The organism is Paracoccus sp. Z118 (assembly GCF_019061185.1).
Lineage (GTDB): Bacteria > Pseudomonadota > Alphaproteobacteria > Rhodobacterales > Rhodobacteraceae > Paracoccus.
In genome coordinates this window covers 22431-45965 of sequence record NZ_JAHQZU010000005.1, presented here as the reverse complement: position 1 = coordinate 45965, position 23535 = coordinate 22431, and the positions used below count along the sequence as shown (strand labels likewise).

The window sequence follows — 23535 nt, the reverse complement described above, 5'->3', positions numbered from 1 at the left end:
GTCAGTTCTGCGCCATGCAGTCCGCCAGCAGCGTCTCGTCGCCATTCGGCCCCGCGAAGAGGTTGGCCGTGTCGCCCTTGGTCCAGAACACCCGGTCATCGTCGGGCAGGATCGCCGTGTAACGGGCGCCCGAGGCCGAGATGGCGACCTGCATCGGCAGCAGTTCCTCGCCCAGCCGCAGCACGGCGTAGCTGTTGCCTGCGGCGGTGTTGAGGAACACGGCGTCCAGCGTCTCGCTGTCCGGGCAGACGTAGGTCACGGAAAGGATCTGGTCCTGCGCCGCGACCGGAGCCGGCTCGGCCGACGTGGTTTCCGCAAGCGTGGGTGCGGCGAGCGCCGACAGCAGCAGGGCGGCGGGCAGCAGCGATTTCATGTCGGCGGCCTTTCGTGAGTTCGGAGCAAGCGTATCCGGTAAGCAACGCCGCGCCGCGGAAACGGGTTGCCGCATGTCCGCGGCAACGATGGTTCGATGCGGCAGCGCGGCCGGGGCAAGGTATTCCCTGCCACGGACCTGACAAACCTAAGTCTCGCCTGCGGCCTTCCGAGTGGGGGCCTTGCGGGCGGCGGTCTTGGGGGCGGGCTTTGCGGCAGGCTCGCCCTCCGCCGCTTTCGTTGTCGCCTTCCTGACCGCCGGCTTCTTCGCCGCCGCCTTGGTGGCCGCAGCCTTCGCGGCGGGCTTCTTCGCGGCGGGCTTCTTCGCCGCCGCCTTTTTCGGCGCGGCCTTCTTGCCGCCCTTCGCCGCTTTCGCCGCGATCAGTTCCAGCGCCTGATCCATCGTCACCGACTCGGGCGCCATGTCGCGCGGCAGGGTGGCGTTGACCTTGCCCCATTTCACATAGGGCCCGAAGCGCCCGCTGAGCACCTGCACCGCGCCGCCCTCGGGATGCTCGCCCAGTTCCGCCAGCGGCGCGGCGGCAGCCCGTCCGCGCTGGGGCTTCGACGCCAGCACCTCGACGGCGCGGTTCATGCCGATGGTGAACACCTCGTCTACCTCGGGCAGGTTGGCGTATTTCGGGCCGTGCTTCACATACGGCCCGTAGCGCCCGATCGACGCCTCGATCATCACGCCGTCCTCGGGATGCGGGCCGATCTCGCGCGGCAGGTCCAGCAGCATCAGCGCCTTTTCCAGATCCATTGCGCCGACCTCCCAGCCCTTGGGGATCGACGCGCGGGGCGGCTTCGGCTGTTCCGCCGACGCCTCGCCGCGCTGGACGTAAGGCCCGAAGCGGCCGTTCTTCAGGCTGATCTCCAGCCCGTCCGGGTCCTGGCCCAGCACCACGTCGCCCATCACCTCGCCCTCGGCGCCGGAGAGCGGGCGCGTGTAGCGGCATTCGGGATAGTTGGTGCAGCCGACGAAGGCGCCGCCGGACCGCGCGGTCTTCAGGTTCAGACGCCCCTGGCCGCAGAGCGGGCATTCGCGCGGATCGCCACCATCGGCGCGCGGGGGGTAAAGATGCGGCGCAAGCGCATCGTCGATCGCCGTCAGCACTTCCGAGATGCGAAGCTCGCTCGTCCCCTCCAGCGCGGCCGAGAAGTCGCGCCAGAACCGCCGCAGCACCTCGCGATATTCGCGGTTGCCGCCGCTGATGTCGTCGAGTTCCCCTTCCATATCGGCGGTGAAATCGTAGCTGACGTAGCGCGGGAAGTAGCGGGTCAGGAACACCGTCACCAGCCGCCCCTTGTCCTCGGGGATCAGGCGGTTCTTGTCCTTGCGGACGTAATCGCGGTCCTGAATGGTCGTGACGATGCTGGCGTAGGTGGACGGGCGGCCGATGCCGAGTTCCTCCATCCGCTTGACCAGAGTCGCCTCGGTGTAGCGGGGCGGCGGCTGGGTGAAGTGCTGTTCGGGCGTCACCTCGCGCTTGGCGGCAGCCTCGCCCTGCGCGATGGCCGGCAGGCGGGCGCTGTCCTCGTCATCCTCGTCATCGCGGCCCTGATCGTAGACGCGCAGGAAGCCGTCGAACAGCATCACCTGACCGTTGGCGCGCAGGCCGACCTGTCCGTCAGCCGAGCCGATCTCGACCGTCGTGCGCTCCATCCGCGCGGCTTCCATCTGGGACGCGAGCGTGCGCTTCCAGATCAGGTCGTAGAGCTTGCGCTGCTCCGGCTCGACGTTCAGCTTGTCGGGGGACAGCATCATGTCGGTGGGCCGGATGCACTCATGCGCTTCCTGCGCGTTCTTGGCCTTGTTCTTGTACATGCGCGGCGATTTCGGCACGTAATCCGCGCCGAACCGCGCCTTGATCGCGTCGCGGGCGGCCATGACCGCCTCGGGCGCCATGTCGATGCCGTCGGTCCGCATGTAGGTGATGTAGCCCGCTTCATACAGCCGCTGCGCCGCCGACATGCAGGCGCGGGCGCCGAGGCCCAGCTTGCGGCTCGCCTCCTGCTGGAGGGTCGAGGTCATGAAGGGCGGCCACGGATTGCGGCTGGCGGGTTTCGAGGCGACCGAGGTCACCGTCAGGTCGCGCGACTGCACCGCGCTGACGGCAAGCGCCGCCTGCTCCTCGTTGGCGAGGTCGTAGCGTTCCAGCTTCTTGCCCGCATAGGTCACCAGCGCCGCCCGGTATTCCGCGCCGTTCGGCGTCGCCAGCGTGGCGTGGACGGACCAGTATTCGCGGGCGCGGAACGCCTCGATCTCCATCTCGCGGTCCACGATGATCCGCAGGGCGACCGACTGGACGCGCCCTGCCGACTTCGCGCCGGGCAGCTTGCGCCACAGCACCGGCGACAGGTTGAAGCCGACGAGGTAGTCCAGTGCCCGGCGGGCCAGATAGGCATCCACCAGCGGCTGGTCGATCTCGCGCGGGTTCGCCATCGCCTCGGTCACGGCGTTCTTGGTGATCGCGTTGAAGGTGACGCGGCTGACCTGCGCGCCCTTCTTCAGCGAGGACGCCAGCGCCTCGCGCAGATGCCATGAAATCGCCTCGCCCTCGCGGTCGGGGTCGGTGGCGAGGATCAGGTTCGGGTCCGACGCCAGCGCGTCCTTGATCGCTTTGACGTGCTTCTTGGAATCCGCCGCGACTTCCCATTTCATCGCGAAATCGGCGTCGGTATCGACCGAGCCGTCCTTGGGCGGCAGGTCGCGGACATGCCCGAACGAGGCGAGAACGGTGTAATCGTCGCCCAGATACTTGTTGATTGTCTTGGCCTTGGCCGGGGATTCGACGACGACGACGGGCATGGGGCGACCTTTGGCAGATGTGGGGCGGGAACATGGGCGCGGCGGCGGGCAGTGTCAACGCGGCGCCTTTGCACAGGCTAGGCGGGGCGATGCGAAAGAGCGCCGCAGCCCGAAGGCTCCGGCGCCCCGTCAGGATGGCGGCGCGGTCAGTCGCGCAGCGTGTCCAGCCGCTCGGCGTGGGTGGTCACTGCCTGAAGGGTCTTCTGCGCGAAGGCGCCAAGTCCCGCATCCTCGGGCTCGATCGTCCACGGCTCCAGCAGTTCCAGCGTTTCCGCATGCGCCTGCGCCTGATGATCGAGATAGACCTCGTCGATCTCGGCGGCGTCCGCGTCTTCGACGGCCCGCAGATGCTCGGCGGGCGGGCCGGAGAGCTCGGTCGGCACGGTCAGGTTCCGGGCGGCGGCAAGCACCTCCAGCTCCTCCATGATCGAGCCGTGATCGCGGATCATCGTCTGCGCGAAGTCCTGCACCTCGGGGTCGGTGCTGCGTTCCAGCGCGATCTCGCTGGACCGGATCTCGAACATGCCGCCGCTGGCGATCTGGTTGACGAGTTCCTGCACCTCGGCCGCCGGGGCGTCCGCGTCGGCAGAAGCGCCGGGCTGCGCGGCGGCGGCATCGCTGCTCGCCGCCGGTTGCGATGTCACCGGGTTTGCGGGCGTTGCGCCGTCGCCTGCGGGCTGGGCACCGGATGCGGCTGCGGCGTCCGCTCCCGTGACGGCGGTGGGCGCCTCGGTCGGGCCGCCATCCACAAGCCCAGTGCCCGGCGCAGCGTCAGCGCCGGTAACGGCAGTCGGGGCTTCGGTCGTGCCGGCTGCGCTGTCCGTGGATGCGCCCGCCGGGGCGGCGTCCCCGGCCGAGGAGTCAGGCATCGTGCCGGTGGTCGGCTGCGAGCTGTCGGCGGGCATGGCCCCGGTCGCGGTGTCAGCCGGCGCGGTTGCGGTCTGGGCCAGCAGGGCGGCGGGCGCGGCCAGCCCCACGAGGGCGGCGATCAATGCGGGTTTCATCGGTCTCTCCAGGGCTGCATGGGTCCTGGTGAGAACGGCCCGCGAACCCGTGGGTTCCATCCACGCCCCGCGCGGGGGTTCAGACCCCCTCGCCCACGAACGCCTTTTCCACCACGAACTCGCGCGGATCGCTGTTGGCCCCTTCGTGCAGGCCGAACCCCTCCAGCACCTTCTTGGCGTCGGTGTTGAAGGCGAGGCTGCCGCAGACCATCGCCCGGTCGTCGGCGGGGTTCATCGGCGGCAGGCCGAGATCGGCGAACACCCTGCCCGAGGTCAGGTTGTCGGTGATCCGCCCCATGATCGGCCATTCCTCGCGGGTGGTCGTCGGATAGTAGTGCAGCCGGTCGGCGAACCCCTCGCCGAACATCTCGGACAGCAGCGGATCATCCGCGAGGCTTTCCACCAGATCGCGGCCATAGGCGAGTTCCGACACCTGGCGGCAGGTATGCATCAGCACGACCTGCTCATACCGCTCGAACGTGTCGGGGTCGCGCAGCAGGCTGGCGAAGGGGGCGATGCCGGTGCCGGTGGCGAGGAACCACAGCCGCTTGCCCGGCAGCAGCGCATCCAGCACCAGCGTTCCGACCGGCTTGGGCCGCAGGATGATCTGGTCGCCCTCGCGGATGTTCTTGAGCCGCGAGGTCAGCGGGCCGTCCGGCACCTTGATGGAATAGAACTCCAGTTCCTCGTCCCACGACGGCGAGGCGATGGAATAGGCGCGCAGGATCGGCTTGCCGTCCTCGCCCGGCAGACCGAGCATCACGAACTCGCCCGAGCGGAACCGCAGCGAGGCCGGGCGCGTGCAGCGGAACGACATCAGCCAGTCGGTCCAGTGGCGGACCTGCGTGACGGTCTGGGCGTCGGGAAGGGTCGGCTTGGCGGAACCGGGGCCGACCGTCGCAGGCCTGGCCGCCAGCTTTTCCGTCGCGGATGGGGCGGGTGCGGGCGTCGTGTCGTCCATCGGCGGCCTCCAGTCAGGGTCTGCCTGTTATCTAGGCGCTCGGGCCGGGTTCCGAAACCCCGCGCCGCGCAGGGCGGCATTGCGCCGCGCCCCCGCCGATGCGACAACCGGCCGGATGAAGGAACGCTTTCAAGCCCTGTCCGTCCACCTGCTGACCGCCACCGGCGCGGTGCTGGCGCTGCTGGCGATCCTGGCGGCGGTCCAGGGGCGCTGGTCGGCCATGTTCATCTGGCTGATCGCCGCCATGATCGTGGACGGCATCGACGGGCCGCTGGCCCGCCGCTACGGCGTCAAGGCCAACTGGCCCACGCTGGACGGCGTGGTGATGGACCTGATGATCGACTACATGACGTGGATCTTCATCCCGGCCTTCGCGCTGTTCCAGTCGGGGCTGCTGCCGGGCTGGACCGGCTGGGTCTGCGCCATCGCCATCGTCTATGGCTCGATCATCTACATGGCCGACACGAGGATGAAGACGCGGGACAACAGCTTCGCGGGGTTCCCGGCCTGCTGGAACATGCTGGTGCTGGTGCTGTTCGCGCTGAAGCCCGCGCACTGGGTCATCGTGGTCGTGGTGATCGTGCTGACCATCGCGATGTTCCTGCCGGTCAAGTTCATCCATCCTGTCCGCACCGAACGCTGGCGCGAGGTGTCGCTGCCCATGATGGCCGCCTGGGTGGGTTTTGCCGTCTGGGCCATCGCAGTGGATTTTCACCCGCAGAGCTGGGCCTTGTGGGGGCTGATGATCACCTCGGTCTGGCTGATGCTGGCGGGGCCGCTTCAGCAGATCATCCCCGAGCGCAGGGGCCGCGAACAGCGGCCCTGACCGGGGCATTTCAACGGCGCACTTGATCGGGCGCGGGTTTGCCGCCACGTTGCAGCCCGCGAAACCGCGCAGCATTCGGCCGGACAGGGGGGAAACCGATGATCCGCTTGGCTCTGACGACTGCCGCCACGCTGGCCGCGCTGGCCGGGCCGGCGCTGGCGCGCGACACGATCACGCTCGGCATGGTGCTGGAGCCGCCGATGCTGGACCCGACCGCGGGCGCGGCGGCGGCCATCGACGAGGTGACCTATGCCAACCTGTTCGAGGGTCTGACCCGCTTCGGCCCCGACGGCTCGATCCGGCCCGGCCTTGCCGCGAGTTGGGACGTGAAGGAGGACGGGCGGGTCTATGACTTCCACCTGCGGGGCGGCGTGACCTTCCATGACGGGTCCGAGTTCACCGCCGACGACGTGGTGTTCTCGCTGGACCGGGCGCGGGCCGAGGATTCCACCAACGCGCAGAAGCAGCTTTTCGAGGGGATCGAGTCGGTCGAGGCGGTGTCCCCCACCCTCGCCCGCGTGACCTTGGCGGCGCCGGACGGGGCGTTTCCGTTCAAGATGGCCTGGGGCGACGCGGTGATGGTCGATCCGGCCTCGGCGGGCACCAACGCCGTGAGCCCGGTCGGCACCGGCCCGTTCCGGCTGGCCGACTGGCGGCAGGGCGACCGGATCACGCTGGAGGCTTGGGACGGCTACTGGGGCGAGCGGCCGGCGCTGACGCAGGCCACCTTCCGATTCATCGCCGACCCGACCGCCGCCTTCGCCGCGATGATGGCCGAGGACGTGGACGCCTTCCCGAACTACCCCGCGCCGGAGACGCTGGAGCAGCTGAAGGCCGATCCGCGCTTCAGGGTGATCGTCGGCACGACCGAGGGCGAGACGATCCTGTCCATGAACAACGCCGCCCCGCCGCTGGACGACGTGCGGGTGCGCAAGGCGATTGCACTGGCCGTGGACCGGCAGGCGATCATCGACGGGGCGATGTTCGGCTATGGCACGCCGATCGGCAGCCACTTCCCGCCGCATCACCCCGACTATATCGACCTGACCGCGAAATCCCCGCACGACCCGGAACAGGCCCGCGCCCTGCTGGCCGAGGCGGGGGTGCAGGACCTGACCCTACGGCTCGCCCTGCCCCCGCCCCCCTATGCCCGGCGCGGCGGCGAGATCGTGGCGGCTCAGCTTCGCGCGGTCGGGATCGGGACCGAGATCACCAACATGGAATGGGCGCAGTGGCTGGAGACCGTGTTCAACGGCGGCGACTTCGACCTGACCATCGTCAGCCATGTCGAGCCGATGGACATCGATATCTACGCCCGGCCCGACTACTATATTCATTACGCCAAGCCCGAATACGTCGCGCTGATGGGCCGCCTCACCGCCGCCATCGACCCCGCCGAGCGCAGCGCCCTGATGCGCGAGGCGCAGACGATGCTGGCCGACGATCATGTGGTGGCGTGGCTGTTCCAGCTTGCCAAGACCGGCGTCGCCAATGCGAAGATCGAGGGGCTGTGGGAGAACTCGCCCACCCCGGCGAACGACCTGACGGGGGTGCGCTGGGTCGAGTGATCCCCGGCGTCGGCCTGCGGCGGAAAGGCCGCGCTGGGGGTTTTCCACCCCCAGACCCCCGGAGGATATTTGCGGACAGAAGATGGGCGGGGCGGAGGTCAGTTTCGCAGAACGATGCAGCGGCCGCCCAGCGACTTGAGCTGGTTGCAGAAGGCGGCCGCCTCGATCCGCGAGGGATAGCCGACCTGCGCGGTATAGACCTTGCGCTGGTTGCCGGTCAGCGACTTGCGGACATAGCTGATGCGCTTGCCGCCGAGGATCGGGCGAAGCTGGCGGTTCAGGCGGCTCACCTGCGACTGCGCGCCCGACTGGCTGGGATGCGAGGCGAGGATTACGCCCCACGGCCAGACCCGCTCGGGCGTGCCGAACTCCTTCAACGTGCGGTTCGCGGCAAGCTGGATGCAGGCGTCGCGGAACGGGCGCTCCTTGTCCAGCCGCAGATCGACCGTGCCGGGCGGGTTGTCGCGCCAGCCCCAGGCGTTCACGCCGGTGATCGCCTCGACGTAATCCTGCGTCTCGAACGGCAGGACATTGCCGCCGAGGGTGAAGCGCTGCGCCCGTCCCTCGCCGCCGTTATAGGCGACGGCGGCAAGGCCGAGATTGCCGAAGCCCTGCGACAGATAGGAGAGGTAGTTGGCCGAGGCGTGGATCGCCTTGGCCGGGTTGAACGGATCGTCGAGTTTTCGGATTCGCGCGGTTTCCGGCATGAACTGGGCGATGCCCAGCGCGCCCGCGCGGGACACGGCGTCCGGCTCGAACAGGCTTTCCTTCCAGAGCAGCCGGGCAAGGAAATGCGGATCCAGCCGGTTGTCCGTCGCCGCGCGCTCGATCGTGGTGCAGACATCGGCGACATAGGTCGCCGCCTCGATGCAGCTGCGGCCGTCATCGGTGCAGCGGCGGTTTTCCGTCAGGCGCGGGGCGGGCAGGCCGTCATAGGCGTCCACCGCCTCGCGCGCGGGGGATGCCGTCGCGGCCAGCGCCGCCATCACGGCCGCCAGAACAAGACGCTTCATGCTGCCCCCGCTTCGCTTTGCTGCCTGGGGGCGGGATAGCAGATTTGCCGCCGCCGGGAAACCGAGGCGGCGTCAGTCGGCCGCGCTTCCCGCGGCCTTGCCGCCCTTCCGCCCGGCCTTGTTGGCCTCTTTCTTCGCGGCGCGTTCGGCCTCTTTCTGCTGCTTGCGCGCCTCGCGCTCGGCCTTGCTAGGCTTGTCGCCTCCCTTGGGCGCCGGCTCGGGCTGCGGCACCTCGGCGACCGGCTGCGGCGGGGCCGGAACCTCGGCCTTGTCCTTGCCCGGCTTCTTCGGCTTCGGCGGCACATCCTCGACGCGGGCGCGGCGCTCCTCGGCGGCGCGGCGCAGGGCCTTCACGATCGGGCGGCGCTGGTCGGGCTGGGCATCGCCCAACTCGTCCCGGCGGCCGCGCAGGGTGCGGAGCAGTTCGTTCAGGTCCTTCTTCTTCAGCGACACCAGCTTTTCCGGCTGGGCGCGGTCGATGAGCGCCTGATCGGCGGGCGCAAGAGGGGCTTGTGACTTGGGGGGCATGGCTCAACCTTGCTGATCCGTGGGCGGCGTCCAGAAGCCGGAGCGCCCCGGCGATAGAAGCCAGAGCGCCCCCGGACGCAAGCGCTAAAGGCGAGTTGCGCCCGTCCTGTGCCCTTATTGCGCGGCCTGACCGGCCGGGATCAGGTAGCCGTCCGGCGTCTCGATCAGCGGCCCTTCAAGCTCGCGGCTTTCGGCGCGGGTGCGGACCTTGACGCGCGTTCCCAGCGGGGTTTCGTCGAACAGGTCCAGGATGTCCTGGTTGAACAGCCGGATGCAGCCCGCCGAGGTGGCCTTGCCGACCGACGAGGGGTCCATCGTGCCGTGGATGCGATACATCGTGTCGCGCCCGCCCTGATAGAGATACAGCGCCCGCGACCCCAGCGGGTTGTCGGGGCCGCCCGGAAGTCCGTGGCGGACGGGGCCATAAAGCTCGGGCTCGGTGCGAACCATGTTGGCGGTCGGCGTCCACGAGGGCCATTTCTCCTTGCGCCGGATCGTGCCGGACCCCGCGAAGCCGGTGCCCGCGCGGCCGACCGCGATGCCGAAGCGCATCGCCTCGCCATTCTCCATCACGTCGTAAAGGACGCGCGCATAGGGATCGACGACGATCGTGCCGGGCGCGTCGGGGCCGTTATAGGCGACGCGCTGACGCTGGTTGCGCTCGGTCAGGTAGGCGGGCTTGATCGCGGGAATCTGGATCGGCTCGCCGCTGGGGCCGGTATCGACGCGGGAGTTGTAGATGGCGGGGGCAGAGCTGGTTTCGGGCACGGACGGCGTCGTGGTCGGCGCGCAGGCGGCAAGGGCCAGCGCGACCACCAGCGAGATGGGGGCGAAACGCATCGCATGATCCTTCGTGTTCATCGGGCGGAAAGGCGCCCGCGGGCAGTTGACGACAGCCGCCGAAGCCGGGGGCAGACCCGGACGGCGAATCGCCTTGGAACCATTCGCGGGGTGCGAAAGACAAAGGTCAACGAGCCCCGGAGTGGGGCGGGTCCGTTGCGTGACAAAAATGTTTCGCACGTGGCAGGGGAGGCGGAGGGAGGTCGGAGCGCCACAGACGGCTGCCGTGCGGATCGGAATGGAGCACGAGAAAGCCCTTGTGATCGCAGGGTAATTGGCCAATTCGCCCAGCCGGGACAGTGGGTGCTCCAGGCTGACGGTCTTGACAGCCCCCGGCGGAACAGCCGGCCGATCTGCTGGCGCGATCGTGAAGGCGCTCGCGCGGCGTCCGCCTTGTCAGGACGCCGCGGCTCGCAGCCGGTCCATGTCCGCGGCGAGGGAGATTGCCTCCGCGACCCCCTCGGGCGGCTCATCCGCGTCGAAGCCGATCCGCCGCCCCTCTCCCGTCAGCCGGGCAAGCCGCCCCGGCAAGTCCGGGACGGCCACCCGGACGCACGCCGAAGCCGTGACGATCAGCGCCCCTCGCCCCTCGCCCGAGAGGAAGGCGACGTTCTCGGCCCGCGTCAGGATCGCCGCCCCCGCGCCGCGCCCGTCCATGATCGCCCGCAGGCCCATCAGCCGCGTCCGCGGCGCATCAACTCGTTCCATCAACCGCTCCCGCGCCACGCCACAGATTGCCCTTGCCGGCCAAGGCGCTAGTCTGGCGCGCATGAAGCTAGGCTCCGCACTCGCTCCATTCCAGTATCCGGCGTTCCGCACCCTCTGGTCCGCGACGCTGTTTTCCAATTTCGGCGGGATGGTGCAAGCGGTCGGCGCCGCCTGGATGATGACGCAGTTGACCGACAGCGCCACGCTGATCGCGCTGGTGCAGGCGTCGAACACCCTGCCGGTCATGCTGTTCGCGCTGCTCTCCGGGGCGTTGGCCGACATCTTCGACCGCAAGCGGCTGATGCTGGCCGCGCTGGGGATCATGGCGAGCGTGTCGCTGCTGCTGGCGGTCGTGACCTATCGCGGCTGGATCGACCCATGGAGCCTGCTGGCGCTGACCTTCCTGCTGGGCGCGGGGCAGGCGCTCTACAACCCGCCATGGCAGGCGAGCATGGGGGATCTGGTGTCGCGCGCGGACCTGCCGGCGGCTGTGACGCTGAACTCGGTCGGGTTCAACCTGATGCGCAGCGTCGGGCCGGCGGCGGGCGGGCTCATCGTCGCGGCCTTCGGGGCGGCGGTTGCCTTTGCCGTCAACGCCGCCAGCTACCTGCCGCTGCTGCTGGCCATGGGCCGCTGGAAACCGCCGCCGCGGACGATGCTGGTCGGGCCCGAACCGCTGGGCCCGGCGCTCGCGGCCGGGCTGCGCTATGTGGCGCTGTCGCCCAACCTGATCCGGGTGCTGGCCCGCGCGGCGCTGTTCGGCGCCTCGGCCATCGCCGTGCTGGCGCTGCTGCCGCTGATCGCCGCGCAGCATCCCGAGGGCGGCTCGCTGATGCTGGGGCTGCTGCTCGGCTGCTACGGCGTCGGCGCGATCATCGGCGCGGCGCTGAACCCGCGTCTGCGGGGCCGGCTGAGCAGCGAGCATATCGTCCGCGTCGCCTTTGCCGGTTTCGCCGTGGCGACGACGGTGCTGGCGCTGACCGACAATGTCTGGTTGCAGGGTCTTGCCCTGCTGCCCGCCGGGGCAAGCTGGGTGCTGGCGCTGTCGCTGTTCAACGTGACGGTGCAGCTTTCCACCCCGCGCTGGGTGGTGGCGCGGGCGCTCGCCCTCTATCAGACCGCGACGTTCGGCGGGATGGCGGCGGGATCGTGGCTATGGGGGGCGATCGCGGGCAGCTATTCGGTGTCCACCGCGCTTCTGGTCGCCAGCGGCATCCTGCTGATCGGCGCGATTGTCGGCCACTGGTTCAGCCAGCCCGAATACGGCCAGCTCGACTTCGATCCGGCGGACCGCTTCCGCGCCCCGCCTCTGGCGCTGGACGTGCGCGGGCGCTCCGGGCCGATCATGGTGATGGTGGATTACGAGGTCGCCCATCGCGACGTGCCCGAGTTCCTGCGCCTGATGGCCAAGCGCCGCAACATCCGCCGCCGCAACGGGGCGCGGCGATGGGCGCTGCTGCGCGATCTGGAAAAGCCCGAGCACTGGTCGGAATCCTATCACATCGCCACCTGGGACGATTACGTCCGCCACAACCTGCGCCAGACCAAATCGGACGCCGAGGTCACGCTGGCCCTGCGCGAACTGCATCGCGGCGACGGCGATCCCGAGGTCCATCGCATGATCGAGCGGCACAGCGTCAGCCCGCAGGACCACGTGCCGCTGCTCGGCAAGATGGAGGTGCCGGGGACATGAGCGGGGAGATCCGGCCCGCCCGCGTCGGCGCGGCCTGATGCACCGACTGTTCCGCCCGGTCCTGTCGCTGGCCCTCAGCCTGCTGGTGGCTTCCGCGGTGATCTTCGCGGTGGTCGATCTGGTGCCGGGCGATCCCGCCAGCTTCATGCTGGGCACCGGCGCCCGCCCCGACACGGCGGCGGCGCTGCGCGAGCAGATGGGACTGGACCTGCCATGGCCCGCCCGCTACGCGCGCTGGCTGGGCGGGGTGCTGACGGGGGATCTGGGCGTGTCGCTGGCCTACCGGACGCCGGTCGCGGGGATGATCCTCGACCGGCTGCAGGTGTCGCTGCCGCTGGCGCTGATCGCGCTGGGGCTGGCGGTGGCGGTGGCGTTTCCGGTCGGCATGTTCGCCGCCTCGCGCCGGGGCAAGGCCGGTGATGTGGCGGTGATGGGCGGCACGCAGCTCGGCATCGCCCTGCCGAACTTCTGGTTCGCCATGCTGCTGGTGCTGGTCTTCGCGGTGAAGCTGCGCTGGTTGCCCGCAGGGGGCTTCCCCGGCTGGGACCAGCCGCTGGCGGCGCTGCAATCGCTGATCCTGCCCGCCGTGGCGCTGGCGCTGCCGCAGGCGGCGATCCTCGCCCGCGTCCTGCGCTCGGCGCTGATCGAGACGCTGGGGCAGGACTATATCCGCTCGGCCCGCGCCAAGGGGCTGACGCGGTGGCAGGCACTGCGGCGACATGCCCTCAGGAACGCGCTGATCCCGGTACTGACGATCATGGGGATGCAGTTCAGCTTCCTGCTGGCGGGCGCGATCATCATCGAGAACGTGTTCTATCTGCCCGGCCTCGGGCGGCTGATCTTTCAGGCGATCACCCAGCGCGACCTGATCGTGGTGCAGTCGGCGGTGCTGGTGATGGTGGCGGCGGTGATCGTCGTGACGTTCCTCGTCGATCTGGCCTATGCGCTGGTCGATCCCCGGCTGCGCGGATGAGGGCCGGGCTGATCCTCGGCGCCGCGCTGACCGGCGCGGCGGTCGGCGCGGCGCTGCTGTCGCTGGTCTGGACGCCGTTCGATCCCACCGCCATGTCCATCGCCGACCGGCTGCAACCGCCCGGCCCGGTCCACCCGCTCGGCACCGACCAGCTTGGCCGCGACATCCTGTCGATGCTGATGGTCGGGGCGCGGACCTCGCTCGCCGTGGCGCTGCTGGCCGTCGCCATCGGCGCGGGGATCGGCGTCCCGCTGGGGCTGACGGCGGCTGCGGCACGGGGCAGCCTGCTGGACGACGCGATCATGCGGGGGAACGATCTGGTCTTCGCCTTCCCGTCGCTGGTGATCGCGATCCTCATCACGGCGGCGCTCGGCCCCTCGGCCACCAATGCGATGATCGCCATCGGGATCTTCAACATCCCCGTCTTCGCCCGCGTCAGCCGCGCGGGGGCACTGCCGCTGTGGACGCTGGACTATATCCGCGCCGCCCGCGTTTGCGGCAAGGGCCGGGTGCGGATCAGCGCGGAGCATATCCTGCCCAACATCGCCGGCCTCATCATCGTGCAGGGAACGATCCAGTTCAGCCTCGGGATTCTGGCGGAAGCCGGGCTGTCCTATGTCGGCCTCGGCGCGCAGCCCCCCACGCCAAGCTGGGGCCGGATGCTGGCCGAGGCGCAGACGCTGGTGACGCTTGCCCCGCATGTAGCGATCCTTCCGGGGCTGGCGATCGTGCTGACGGTGCTGGGCCTCAACCTTCTGGGCGACGGCTTCCGCGACGCACTGGACCCGAGGCTGAAGGCGCGGCTGACATGATCCGCGTGAAAAGCCTGAGCGCGAGCATCGGCACCCGGCCGGTGCTGGAGGAGGTGACGCTGGATCTGCCGCCGGGGCAGGTCACGGGGCTGGTCGGGCAGAGCGGGTCGGGCAAGTCGATGACGGCGCTGGCGATCATGGGCCTGCTGCCCGACGCTGCCCGCGTCAGCGGCGCGGTGGAACTGGACGGGCAGAACCTGCTGGCGCTGACCGAACGGCAGATGACCAAGCTGCGCGGCCGCCGCATCGGCATGATCTTTCAGGAGCCGATGACGGCGCTGAACCCGCTGATGACCATCGGCGATCAGGTGGCCGAGGTGCTGACCCTGCACGGTATGACGCGCGAGGCGGCGCGAGCGATCGCGCGCGAGCGGCTCGACCGCGTCGGCCTGACCGCGCCGCGCTTTCCGCTGACCGCGTATCCGCATGAGCTCTCGGGCGGCCAGCGCCAGCGGGTCGCCATCGCGATGGCCATCGCCGCCGCCCCTGTCCTGCTGATCGCGGACGAGCCGACCACGGCGCTGGACGTGACCACGCAGGCGCAGATCCTGAACCTGCTGCGGGGGCTGGTGCGGGATGAGGGGATGGCGCTGCTGCTGATCTCGCATGATCTGGCGATGATGGCGGGAATCGCGGACCGGGTCGCGGTGATGTATCAGGGGCGGATCGTCGAGCAGGGACGGGCGCGCGATCTGTTCCGCGACCACCGCCACCCACATACGCGGGCGCTGTTCGCCGCCTCGCGCCACCAGCCCGCCGGGGCGCCGCCCCGCGAGGCGCAGGAAACCCGCCCCATCCTGCGGGCCGAGGGCGCGGTGCGCGAATACCGCCTGCCCCGCCCGGCACCTTTCGCACCGCATCCCATGCTGCGGGCGGTGGACGGGGCACACCTGTCCATCGCGCCGGGTGAAAGCGTCGGGCTGGTAGGCGAATCGGGCTGCGGGAAATCCACCCTGACCCGCGCAATCCTCGGGCTGGAGCCGTTGCAGGGCGGCCGCATCCTGCTGGACGGCGAGCCCGTGACCGACCGGATGCCGCACGCGCTGCGGGCCAAGGTGCAGGTGGTGTTTCAGGACCCGTTCGGCAGCTTCGACCCGCGCTGGCGGGTGGACCGGCTGGTCGCCGAGCCCTTCCACCTGACCGGCCGCCCGCGCGACTGGCGGGACCGGGTCGCGCAGGCGCTGGCCGAGGTGGACCTGCCGCCGGACGCCATGCGCCGCCATATCCACGAGTTTTCCGGCGGCCAGCGGCAGCGGATCGCCATCGCCCGCGCCCTCATCATCCGCCCGCGCCTGATCGTGCTGGACGAGGCGGTCAGCGCGCTCGACGTGCAGGTGCGCGCGCAGGTGCTGGACCTGCTGGCCTCGCTGCGGGCCAGCCACCGTATGGCGTGGCTGTTCATCAGCCACGACCTGTCGGTGGTCCGCTCGATCACACACCGGGTGCTGGTGATGGAGCGGGGGCGTATCGTCGAGGATGGCGCGACCGCGCAGGTGTTGACCGACCCGCAGAGCGAGGCGGCAAGGCGGCTGGTCGCGGCGACACCCAGAATACCGGCGGAATGGGTGGCAGAAACGGGAACGGTCACGGCCTGATCGCGTTGCGTTCGGGGCGGACGTCCTGAGCCCGGAATCGAACAGGCCCCGGCCAGATGGCGCGGGGCCTGTCGCTCCTCCCCAGTATGGGCGTCACGCCTCCCCACGCGGCGCCCCGGGTATTGCTCAGCCGGCGATCAGTTCTGCCTGGCTCACGATCACTTTTGCCTGACGAACCGACGCGATGTCAACCAGTCTACCTTTGTATACCGCAGCCCCCGCGCCGGTTTTCTGCGCATGGTCCATCGCCGCCAGTATCTCGCGCGCCTCGGATACCGCCGCCTCGCTGGGCGAGAATATCTCGTTCGCCAGCGCCACCTGGCTGGGGTGGATCGCCCATTTCCCGACCATCCCGAGCGTGGCCGAACGCCGCGCCTGCGCGCGATAGGCCTCGGCGTCGCTGAAATCCCCAAGCGGGCCATCGACCGGCAGCACCCCGTGGGTGCGGCAGGCGGCGACGATCGACGACTGCGCCCAGTGCCACGGATCGGCCCAGTATTTCTGCCCCTCGTGCAGCATGTAGTAGTTTTCCTGCGTCCCGCCGATGCCGGTCGTCGCCATCCCCATCGAGGCGGCGAAGTCGGCGGCGCCGAGGCTCATCGCCTGAAGCCGGGGCGAGCCGGTGGCGATTTCCTCGACATGGGCGATGCCGGCGGCCGTTTCGATGATGACCTCGAAGCCAAGCTGGCGCTTGCGGCCCTTGGCCCGCTCGATCGCCGTCACCAGCGCATCGACGGCATAGAGGTCGGCGGCGTTGCCGACCTTGGGAATCATGATGAGATCCAGCCGGTCGCTCGCCTGCTCCAGCAGATCCACGACGTCGCGATACCAGTAGGGCGTGTCGAGGCCGTTGATTCGCACCGACAGCGTCTTGTCGCCCCAGTCGATGTCGCCGATCGCCTGGATGATGTTCCTGCGGGCCTGATCCTTGTCGTCGGGCGCGACCGAATCCTCCAGATCGAGGTTGAGGACATCCGCGTCCGATACGGCCATCTTCGCGAACAGCGACTCGCGCGAGCCGGGCCCGAACAGCTGGCAACGGTTCAGGCGGGCGGGCGGGGCGGGCTGTAGGCGGAAGGACATGGCGGCTCCTGCAAGCAAGGAAATTTCACCGGAATGGCGACTCGGCGGCAGATTATTGCGGGCAGGCTGCCTTGGCAATCACCGCAGCCCACTTGACGCATTGCCGCCGCTGTCGCACGACCGTTGCCGAGCGTTCCGTCCCCAGAAAGAGGCCCCGATGTCCCGCATCGTCTACCTGAACGGCGAATATCTTCCCGAAACCGAAGCCAAGGTGTCGATCTTCGACCGCGGCTTCGTCATGGCCGACGCGGTCTATGAGGTCACCAGCATCCTCGACGGCAAGCTGATCGACTTCCCCGGCCACATGGCGCGCCTGCAACGCTCGCTCGGGGAACTCGGCATCCGCAATCCGCTGGCGGATGCCGAATATCTGGCAGCCCATCGCCGGCTGATCGAGGAGAACGGGATCACCGACGGCATGATCTATCTTCAGATCAGCCGGGGGAACGGCGGCGACCGCGACTTCGTCTTCCCGCCCGAGGATACACCGCCGACCGTGGTGATGTTCGGCTGGAACAAGCCGGGGATCGCGGACAATCCGCAGGCGCAGACCGGCATCCGCGTCATCACCCTGCCCGACATCCGCTGGCACCGGCGCGACATCAAGACGGTGCAGCTTCTCTTTTCCTCGATGGCGAAGATGCAGGCGAAGGCCGCCGGCAAGGACGACGCCTGGCTGGTCGAGGATGGGTTCGTGACCGAGGGCAGCTCGAACAACGCCTATATCGTCAAGAACGGCGCCATCATCACGCGGGCCCTGTCGAACGACATCCTGCACGGCATCACCCGCGCCGCCGTGCTGCGCTTCGCCGACGAGGCGCAGATGACGGTCGAGGAACGCAACTTCACCGTGGACGAGGCGAAGGCGGCGGACGAGGCGTTCATCACCTCGGCCAGCGCCTTCGTGATGCCGGTGGTGGAGATCGACGGCGCTACGCTCGGCGACGGCAGGCCCGGCCCGGTCGCCCGGCGGCTGCGCGAGATCTATCTGGACGAAAGCCGCAAGGCCGCGATCTGAGGGGCCCCGCAGTCCCGCGAACGAAAAATGCCGCGCCTTCGGGCGCGGCATGTCTGGTTTCCGGCCGCTGCTTCAGGCCTGCTGGAGCACAGCCTCGGCCCTGACATCCGCCGCGGTGGTGTCGGGCAGCACGGCGATCAGCTTGCCGTCGAGGAACACCTGCGAATTGTCCCCGGCCTGCATCACCGTGAGTTCGGCCTCGCCGGTATAACCCTGGTCGTAGTTCACCACGATCCGGTCGGCCGAGCCGTAGACGATCTGCGCCGGGCCATCGAGATCGGCCGGCAGTTCGTAGCGGTCCGCACCGCTGCCACCAACGAGCGTGTCGTAGCCGTCGCCGACCAGCGTATCGTCGCCATCACGGCCGAAGACGCTGTCCGCCCGCGCCTCCTGCATGCCGGGATCGTCCAGGGCGCTGATGAAGTCGTCATCGTCGCCGCCATAGATCGTGTCCTGACCGTTCTGCGAATAGATCATGTCGTCGCCGCCGTTGACGTCATCCTCGTCGGGATCGTCGCCGTAGATCAGATGGCGTCCGAGGCCGGTGGAGATCGTGTCGTCGCCGCTGCCGCCCCAGATCGTGTCCTCGCCCATGTCCACGCCGAGGTCGTCGGTGCGATAGACATCGTCGCCGCTGCCCAGATAGACGAGATCGTTGCCGGGGTCCGCGATCACCAGATCGTCGTGCCGTCCCGTAGCGATGACGTCATCGCCTGCCCCGCCATCGACCGTATCCTCGCCGCCATAGGTCTGGATCACCTCGTCCGCCGAGGTGCCTTCCACCGTGTCGTCGATGTTGCGGTCGTCGTCCCGCTGGATGACATCGCGCCCTTCGTAGACATCAGCGGGAAGCGGATCGAGATCCTCCTCGTCGTCGCCCGAATTGCCCACCAGCGCGGCGAGACCGCCAAGGGCCAGCACGCCGACCAGCATCATGTACATGTCCATCGCATTCTCCCTGCCGCGAACCTGCGGCCATCAATGCCCCAGAATCTGGCTGAGGAACAGCTTTGTCCGTTCGGACTTGGGGTTGTTGAAGAACTCGCGCGGGCTGTTCTGTTCGACGATCTGGCCCTGATCCATGAAGATCACGCGGTTCGCCACCGCCTGCGCGAAGCCCATCTCGTGCGTCACGCAGATCATCGTCATACCGTCCTGCGCCAGCTCGATCATGGTGTCGAGCACCTCCTTGATCATCTCGGGATCGAGCGCGCTGGTCGGCTCGTCGAACAGCATGATCTTCGGCTCCATGCAGAGCGAGCGGGCGATGGCGACGCGCTGCTGCTGGCCGCCGGAAAGCTGGCCCGGATATTTATGCGCCTGCTCGGGGATGCGGACCTTCTCCAGATAGCGCATGGCCGTCTCGTCCGCCTGACGGCGCGGCACCTTGCGGACCCAGATCGGCGCGAGGGTGCAGTTCTCCAGCACGGTCAGATGCGGGAACAGGTTGAAGTGCTGGAACACCATCCCGACGTCGGATCGCACCTTGTCGATGTTCTTCAGGTCGTGGGTCAGTTCCACCCCGTCCACGAGGATGCGGCCCGACTGATGCTCCTCCAGGCGGTTGATGCAGCGGATCAGCGTGGACTTGCCGGACCCGGACGGGCCGCAGACGACGATCCGCTCGCCCCGGTGGACTGTCAGGTCGATGTCGCGCAGCACGTGGAAGGTGCCATACCACTTGTTCATCCGCGAAATCTCGATCGCGACCTCGTCGCCCACGGTCATGCGCGAGCGGTCGATGGCGGCGTCCGTCTGGCTGTCGGAATAGGTCATTCTCGCCCCCTCAGCGGTGGTCGCGCTTCAGTCGCCGCTCCAGATACATGGAATAGCGGGACATGCCGAAGCACAGGATGAAGAAGATGGTGCCGGTGAAGATATACGGCTCCCAATAGGCGCCCTTCCATTCGAAGGTCGCGCGGATCGTGTCGGCCATCTGCTTGAGCGGATCGAACAGCCCCACGAATGTCACGAGCGTCGTGTCCTTGAATACGCCGATGAAGGTGCCGACGACGCCGGGGATGCTGACCTTCAGCGCCTGCGGCAGGATGATGAGCCGCTGCGCCTTCCAGTAATCCAGCCCAAGCGCCGCCGCCGCCTCGTACTGCCCCTTGGGCAGCGAGGCGAGGCCGCCGCGGATCACCTCGGCCATGTAGGCTGCGGCGAACAGCGTCACCATGATGATGACCCGCAGGATGATGTCGAAATTGGTGCCCGGCGGCAGGAAGTAGTTGAGCAGGATCGAGGCGACGAACAGCAGCGTGATGAGCGGCACGCCCCGGATGAACTCGATGAAGATCACCGCGAAGGACTTCACGACCGGCAGGTCCGACTGCCGCGCCAGCGCGAGGATCACCCCCATCGGCAGCGACATCACGATGGCGGACACGCCGATGGTGATCGCCAGCAGGAAGCCGCCGAAGCTGCGCGATTCCACCTGCGGGAGCGAGATCGGCCACATCCTCTGAAGGTCGGCCGCCGCGTCACCCGACAGCAGCCACCACCAGGCGACGGCGGCGACGAGCCCCAGCGCCGCGCCGAGCATCCCCAGCCGCGACAGCGCCCGCCAGACCACAAGCCCGATCAGCGCCCCCGCCAGTACCATCGCCTGCGTCCAGAGCGAACCGCCCCAGAGCAGCCAGACCGCGAACAACGGAAACACCACCGTCGGGATCAGCGCGCGGCGCGGCGCAAGCTCGATCAGCGCCACCCACAGGACAGTGCCAATGGCGAGGATTGCCAGCACCCGCGGCGGCGCGCCCAGCAGCATCGACAGCGCAAAGCCCAGCACCGCGGCGATGGAGACGACCGTCCAGCGCAGGGCGCGGCTTTCGGTGAACAGGATCGGCACCAGCGCCAGGAACATCAGCCAGAAGATCGTGTTCGGGCGCCAGTATTGGCTGGACGGGTAGAAGCCGAAGATGAACTGGTTCCAGCGTTCGCGGATCACCGCGAAGCAGCCGCCGGTCGCCCCCTCGCCCCAGCGTTCGGTGATGATCGCCCGGCATTGGGCGATGCTGGACGCCTCCCACACGGAATGGCGGAACCACGGCCAGAAATGCTGGAACAGCCACCAGATGATGAACAGCCCGACAAGCGTCAGCAGCGTGTTGACCGGGCCGGAGAACAGGTTCTCGCGCAGCCACTTGATCGCGCCGGTCTGCGCGCGGGGCGGCGGCGCCTGCGGCAGCATGGTGCCCCGGACGAAGGGAACGGTTTCGGCGTGGACTTCGCTCATCTCACCGCTCCTTCAGCCGCACGCGGGCGTTATAGACGTTCATCGCCGCCGAGATGAGCAGGCTGATGACCAGATAGACGCCCATCATCAGGATCATCGATTCCATCTCGCGCCCGGTCTGGTTCAGCGTCGTGCCGCCCAGCGTCGCGCGCAGGTCGGGAAAACCCACCGCAATGGCCAGCGAGCTGTTCTTGGTCAGGTTCAGGAATTGCGAGATCATCGGCGGGATGATGACCCGCAGCGCCTGCGGCAGGATCACCAGCGCCATCACTGGGCGGGCCCGCATGCCGAGCGCCATCGCCGCCTCGGACTGGCCGCGGCTGACCGACATGATTCCGGCGCGGACGATCTCGGCGATGAACGCGCCGGTATAGAGCGTCAGCGCCAGCACCAGCACCACGAAGCCGTTGTCGAGATTCATGCCGCCCGAGAAATTGAAACCCTGAAGCGCGGGCGGGATCAGATGGGCGTCGAAGAGCCAGGTCAGCCCCGCCAGCGGTCCGAGGAACAGCAGGACCGAGATCCACCACGTCACCGGCCGCCGCCCGGTCGCGTTCTGCACGTCGGTCGCCCAGGCGCGGACCCAGCGCCAGATCAGCAGCGCCGCGATCAGCGCCACCGCATAGGCGATCACCGCGCCGCTGATGGCGGTGTTGCCGATCACCATCGGGCCGGGCGCGTTCTCCATCGCCAGCCGGGGGACGGCGGTATAGCGGTTGGTCGGCGCGACGCTGTCGAACAGGATCATCGAGGCCGCGGCGTCGTCACCCCGATAGTCGCGCGGCGCGGGCATGACGTCGGTGAAGATCGCGAGGATCACCAGAATCCACAGCAGCAGGGGGATGTTGCGGAAGATCTCGACATAGATCGTCGCGATCCCGGCGATCAGCCAGTTGTTCGACAGCCGCAGCACCCCGGTCGTGACCCCCACGACCGTCGCGAACAGGCAGCCGAGCGCCGACACCAGCAGCGTGTTCAGCAGCCCCACCATCGCCGCCCGCATATGGGAATCGTCCGAGGTATAGGGGATCAGGCTGAACGGGATGTCATAGCCCGCCCGGTTGTCCAGAAAGGAAAAGCTGAACGTCTTGCCCATCGCGGCAAGGTTCTGGACGGTGTTGTTGACGAGCCAGGCCGCGGCCAGCATGACCAGGATGAACACCACGGTCTGGATCGTCAGCGACCGGAACCGCCGGTCATAAATGAGCATGGACAGGCGAAAGGTCGGCTGGTTCGCCGGCGGCAGCTCTGTCATCGAATTCCCCTGTTGACCTTCTGGCGCGGGATTTTTCCCGTCTTGGTCACCCGCATCGGAGGCGGGACGAAAAAGGCGCGCGAAAAGCTTCGCGCGCCTTGTGCTTCAACCGCGCTCAGCGGAAAGGCATCGCATACATCAGCCCGCCCTGCGTCCACTGGGCGTTCAGCCCGCGGGCCAGGCCGATCGGGGTCTGCTCACCGATGGTCGCGGCGAAGATCTCGCCATAGTTGCCGCCGACCGAGATGGCGCGCTTGGCCCATTCGGCATCGAGACCGATCATGCCGCCCAGATTGTCGCTGGCGCCCAGCAGACGCTGCACTTCCGGGTTGGTGGACGAGCGGGCCAGCTCCTCGATATTGGCCGAGGTGACGCCGTATTCCTCGGCCGCGATCAGCGCGAAGAGCGTCCAGCGGACGATGTCGCCCCAGTTGTTGTCGCCGTGGCGGACCGCCGGCCCCAGCGGCTCCTTCGAGATGATCTCGGGCAGGATGACGTGGTTTTCAGGGTCCGCGAAGGCCGCGCGGGTCGCGGCGAGGCCCGAGGCGTCGGTGGTGTAGGCGTCGCAGGCGCCGGCGATATACTGCTGCTCGCCCTCGGCGTTCGAATCGATGTTGACCGGCTGATAGCTCAGGTTGTTCGAGCGGAACCAGTCGGCAAGGTTCAGTTCCGTCGTGGTGCCGGTCTGGATGCAGACGGTCGCGCCGTCCAGTTCCTTGGCGCTGGTCACGCCCAGGTCCTTGCGGACCATGAAGCCCTGCCCGTCGTAGTAGTTCACGCCCGCGAAATCCATCGCCAGATCGGTGTCGCGCTGGAACGACCAGGTGGAGTTGCGGGTCAGCACGTCAACCTCGCCCGAGGTCAGGGCGGTGAACCGGGTCTGGCCGGTCGTCGGCACGAAGCGCACCTTGTTGGGATCGCCCACGACCGCCGCCGCGATCGCCTTGCACAGCGAGATGTCGAAGCCCGACCAGTTGCCGTTCGCGTCGGGCGCGGCGAAGCCGACCAGCCCGGTGTTGACGCCGCAGATCAGCTGGTCGCGGTCCTTCACCGCGCGCAGGGTGTCACCCTCGGCCGCGAAAGCCGCGCCGGTCGAAAGCACGGCAGCCGCGGCAGCGGCGACCGTTCCGAAGAATACCGTCTTAATCATCAGGACCTCTCTGTTCGCCCGCGCATGCGGGAACGACGACGGGCCGTGGACCGGCCCTATATGTTGGGGGCTAACATGCCCGAATA

Annotated in this window: 21 protein-coding genes; 7 read left to right on the top strand and 14 right to left on the bottom strand. The window is 68.5% G+C overall.

Features of this window, described 5'->3' with window-relative positions; genetic code table 11:
* Position 1: 1 nt before the first annotated feature.
* From KTN05_RS05515 to KTN05_RS05500, 4 genes are all read right to left on the bottom strand, one after another.
* Complete coding sequence (locus KTN05_RS05515; protein ID WP_217328390.1) at positions 2-373, bottom strand: MliC family protein; 372 nt, start codon at positions 371-373, stop codon at positions 2-4.
* Positions 374-520: 147 nt separating this feature from the next.
* Positions 521-3184, bottom strand: a complete 2664-nt coding sequence (gene topA, locus KTN05_RS05510; protein ID WP_217328389.1) for a type I DNA topoisomerase — start codon at positions 3182-3184, stop codon at positions 521-523.
* A 146-nt stretch (positions 3185-3330) separates the two neighbouring features.
* Positions 3331-4188: a DUF4142 domain-containing protein gene (locus KTN05_RS05505; RefSeq protein WP_217328388.1), complete on the bottom strand. Its 858-nt coding sequence runs from the start codon at positions 4186-4188 to the stop codon at positions 3331-3333.
* A 79-nt stretch (positions 4189-4267) separates the two neighbouring features.
* A complete protein-coding gene (locus KTN05_RS05500) occupies positions 4268-5149 on the bottom strand; it encodes a ferredoxin--NADP reductase (protein WP_217328387.1) in 882 nt (293 codons plus the stop codon).
* Between the two features lie 115 nt (positions 5150-5264).
* Here KTN05_RS05500 and KTN05_RS05495 point away from each other — a divergent pair, with 115 nt between their 5' ends.
* Together KTN05_RS05495 and KTN05_RS05490 are read left to right on the top strand one after the other, a co-directional pair.
* A complete protein-coding gene (locus KTN05_RS05495; protein WP_217328386.1) occupies positions 5265-5975 on the top strand; it encodes a phosphatidylcholine/phosphatidylserine synthase in 711 nt (236 codons plus the stop codon).
* Between the two features lie 98 nt (positions 5976-6073).
* Positions 6074-7543 (top strand): ABC transporter substrate-binding protein, encoded by a 1470-nt coding sequence (locus KTN05_RS05490; protein WP_217328385.1) that lies wholly within the window; start codon positions 6074-6076, stop codon positions 7541-7543.
* Between the two features lie 98 nt (positions 7544-7641).
* Here the strand turns inward: KTN05_RS05490 and KTN05_RS05485 are convergent, their stop codons facing one another.
* The 4 genes from KTN05_RS05485 to KTN05_RS05470 form a co-directional block, all read right to left on the bottom strand.
* A complete protein-coding gene (locus KTN05_RS05485; RefSeq protein ID WP_217328384.1) occupies positions 7642-8556 on the bottom strand; it encodes a lytic transglycosylase domain-containing protein in 915 nt (304 codons plus the stop codon).
* Positions 8557-8628: 72 nt separating this feature from the next.
* Positions 8629-9084, bottom strand: a complete 456-nt coding sequence (locus KTN05_RS05480) for a hypothetical protein (RefSeq protein WP_217328383.1) — start codon at positions 9082-9084, stop codon at positions 8629-8631.
* 114 nt (positions 9085-9198) lie between these two features.
* Positions 9199-9924: a L,D-transpeptidase gene (locus KTN05_RS05475; protein ID WP_217328382.1), complete on the bottom strand. Its 726-nt coding sequence runs from the start codon at positions 9922-9924 to the stop codon at positions 9199-9201.
* Between the two features lie 396 nt (positions 9925-10320).
* Entirely contained in the window at positions 10321-10632 is a 312-nt protein-coding gene (locus KTN05_RS05470; RefSeq protein WP_217328381.1) for a hypothetical protein, read from the bottom strand.
* Positions 10633-10693: 61 nt separating this feature from the next.
* On the opposite strand from KTN05_RS05470, the gene KTN05_RS05465 reads away from it, so the two are divergent.
* The 4 genes from KTN05_RS05465 to KTN05_RS05450 are packed head-to-tail and all read left to right on the top strand — an operon-like array spanning position 10694 to position 15705.
* On the top strand, positions 10694-12325 hold the full coding sequence (locus KTN05_RS05465) for an MFS transporter (RefSeq protein ID WP_217328380.1): 1632 nt from the start codon (positions 10694-10696) through the stop codon (positions 12323-12325).
* 37 nt (positions 12326-12362) lie between these two features.
* Positions 12363-13298, top strand: a complete 936-nt coding sequence (locus KTN05_RS05460; protein ID WP_371823280.1) for an ABC transporter permease — start codon at positions 12363-12365, stop codon at positions 13296-13298.
* Positions 13295-14110: an ABC transporter permease gene (locus KTN05_RS05455; protein ID WP_217328379.1), complete on the top strand. Its 816-nt coding sequence runs from the start codon at positions 13295-13297 to the stop codon at positions 14108-14110. Before KTN05_RS05460 ends, KTN05_RS05455 begins: the two co-directional genes overlap by 4 nt.
* Positions 14107-15705, top strand: a complete 1599-nt coding sequence (locus KTN05_RS05450; protein WP_217328378.1) for a dipeptide ABC transporter ATP-binding protein — start codon at positions 14107-14109, stop codon at positions 15703-15705. Before KTN05_RS05455 ends, KTN05_RS05450 begins: the two co-directional genes overlap by 4 nt.
* 126 nt (positions 15706-15831) lie before the next feature.
* On the opposite strand, the gene KTN05_RS05445 is transcribed toward KTN05_RS05450, so the two are convergent.
* Positions 15832-16788 carry an L-malyl-CoA/beta-methylmalyl-CoA lyase gene (locus KTN05_RS05445; protein ID WP_217328377.1) on the bottom strand — a complete coding sequence of 319 codons (957 nt, stop codon included), beginning with the start codon at positions 16786-16788 and terminating at the stop codon, positions 15832-15834.
* Between the two features lie 157 nt (positions 16789-16945).
* Here KTN05_RS05445 and KTN05_RS05440 point away from each other — a divergent pair, with 157 nt between their 5' ends.
* Positions 16946-17806 (top strand): D-amino-acid transaminase, encoded by an 861-nt coding sequence (locus KTN05_RS05440; protein WP_217328376.1) that lies wholly within the window; start codon positions 16946-16948, stop codon positions 17804-17806.
* 72 nt (positions 17807-17878) lie between these two features.
* On the opposite strand, the gene KTN05_RS05435 is transcribed toward KTN05_RS05440, so the two are convergent.
* The 5 genes from KTN05_RS05435 to KTN05_RS05415 form a co-directional block, all read right to left on the bottom strand.
* The gene (locus KTN05_RS05435) at positions 17879-18754 is read right to left on the bottom strand and encodes a calcium-binding protein (protein ID WP_217328375.1); all 876 of its coding nucleotides are present in this window, start codon (positions 18752-18754) and stop codon (positions 17879-17881) included.
* 30 nt (positions 18755-18784) lie between these two features.
* Positions 18785-19582, bottom strand: coding sequence for an amino acid ABC transporter ATP-binding protein (locus tag KTN05_RS05430; RefSeq protein ID WP_305799895.1), 798 nt, complete (start codon positions 19580-19582; stop codon positions 18785-18787).
* A gap of 10 nt (positions 19583-19592) precedes the next feature.
* On the bottom strand, positions 19593-21044 hold the full coding sequence (locus KTN05_RS05425) for an amino acid ABC transporter permease (protein ID WP_217328374.1): 1452 nt from the start codon (positions 21042-21044) through the stop codon (positions 19593-19595).
* Position 21045: 1 nt separating this feature from the next.
* Positions 21046-22299, bottom strand: a complete 1254-nt coding sequence (locus tag KTN05_RS05420; protein WP_217328373.1) for an amino acid ABC transporter permease — start codon at positions 22297-22299, stop codon at positions 21046-21048.
* Positions 22300-22414: 115 nt separating this feature from the next.
* Positions 22415-23449 (bottom strand): amino acid ABC transporter substrate-binding protein, encoded by a 1035-nt coding sequence (locus KTN05_RS05415; protein ID WP_217328372.1) that lies wholly within the window; start codon positions 23447-23449, stop codon positions 22415-22417.
* Positions 23450-23535: the final 86 nt, after the last annotated feature.

Excerpts from the sequence above, each read along its gene's own strand:
- KTN05_RS05465 (WP_217328380.1), top strand. The coding sequence starts at position 10,694 with ATGAAGCTAGGCTCCGCACTCGCTCCATTCCAGTATCCGGCGTTCCGC.
- KTN05_RS05470 (WP_217328381.1), bottom strand. The coding sequence starts at position 10,632 with ATGGAACGAGTTGATGCGCCGCGGACGCGGCTGATGGGCCTGCGGGCG.
- KTN05_RS05490 (WP_217328385.1), top strand. The coding sequence starts at position 6,074 with ATGATCCGCTTGGCTCTGACGACTGCCGCCACGCTGGCCGCGCTGGCC.
- KTN05_RS05445 (WP_217328377.1), bottom strand. The coding sequence starts at position 16,788 with ATGTCCTTCCGCCTACAGCCCGCCCCGCCCGCCCGCCTGAACCGTTGC.
- KTN05_RS05505 (WP_217328388.1), bottom strand. The coding sequence starts at position 4,188 with ATGAAACCCGCATTGATCGCCGCCCTCGTGGGGCTGGCCGCGCCCGCC.
- KTN05_RS05430 (WP_305799895.1), bottom strand. The coding sequence starts at position 19,582 with ATGACCTATTCCGACAGCCAGACGGACGCCGCCATCGACCGCTCGCGC.
- KTN05_RS05460 (WP_371823280.1), top strand. The coding sequence starts at position 12,363 with ATGCACCGACTGTTCCGCCCGGTCCTGTCGCTGGCCCTCAGCCTGCTG.
- topA (WP_217328389.1), bottom strand. The coding sequence starts at position 3,184 with ATGCCCGTCGTCGTCGTCGAATCCCCGGCCAAGGCCAAGACAATCAAC.
- KTN05_RS05420 (WP_217328373.1), bottom strand. The coding sequence starts at position 22,299 with ATGACAGAGCTGCCGCCGGCGAACCAGCCGACCTTTCGCCTGTCCATG.
- KTN05_RS05500 (WP_217328387.1), bottom strand. The coding sequence starts at position 5,149 with ATGGACGACACGACGCCCGCACCCGCCCCATCCGCGACGGAAAAGCTG.
- KTN05_RS05485 (WP_217328384.1), bottom strand. The coding sequence starts at position 8,556 with ATGAAGCGTCTTGTTCTGGCGGCCGTGATGGCGGCGCTGGCCGCGACG.
- KTN05_RS05425 (WP_217328374.1), bottom strand. The coding sequence starts at position 21,044 with ATGAGCGAAGTCCACGCCGAAACCGTTCCCTTCGTCCGGGGCACCATG.
- KTN05_RS05415 (WP_217328372.1), bottom strand. The coding sequence starts at position 23,449 with ATGATTAAGACGGTATTCTTCGGAACGGTCGCCGCTGCCGCGGCTGCC.
- KTN05_RS05455 (WP_217328379.1), top strand. The coding sequence starts at position 13,295 with ATGAGGGCCGGGCTGATCCTCGGCGCCGCGCTGACCGGCGCGGCGGTC.
- KTN05_RS05450 (WP_217328378.1), top strand. The coding sequence starts at position 14,107 with ATGATCCGCGTGAAAAGCCTGAGCGCGAGCATCGGCACCCGGCCGGTG.
- KTN05_RS05480 (WP_217328383.1), bottom strand. The coding sequence starts at position 9,084 with ATGCCCCCCAAGTCACAAGCCCCTCTTGCGCCCGCCGATCAGGCGCTC.
- KTN05_RS05515 (WP_217328390.1), bottom strand. The coding sequence starts at position 373 with ATGAAATCGCTGCTGCCCGCCGCCCTGCTGCTGTCGGCGCTCGCCGCA.
- KTN05_RS05475 (WP_217328382.1), bottom strand. The coding sequence starts at position 9,924 with ATGCGTTTCGCCCCCATCTCGCTGGTGGTCGCGCTGGCCCTTGCCGCC.
- KTN05_RS05495 (WP_217328386.1), top strand. The coding sequence starts at position 5,265 with ATGAAGGAACGCTTTCAAGCCCTGTCCGTCCACCTGCTGACCGCCACC.
- KTN05_RS05440 (WP_217328376.1), top strand. The coding sequence starts at position 16,946 with ATGTCCCGCATCGTCTACCTGAACGGCGAATATCTTCCCGAAACCGAA.
- KTN05_RS05435 (WP_217328375.1), bottom strand. The coding sequence starts at position 18,754 with ATGGACATGTACATGATGCTGGTCGGCGTGCTGGCCCTTGGCGGTCTC.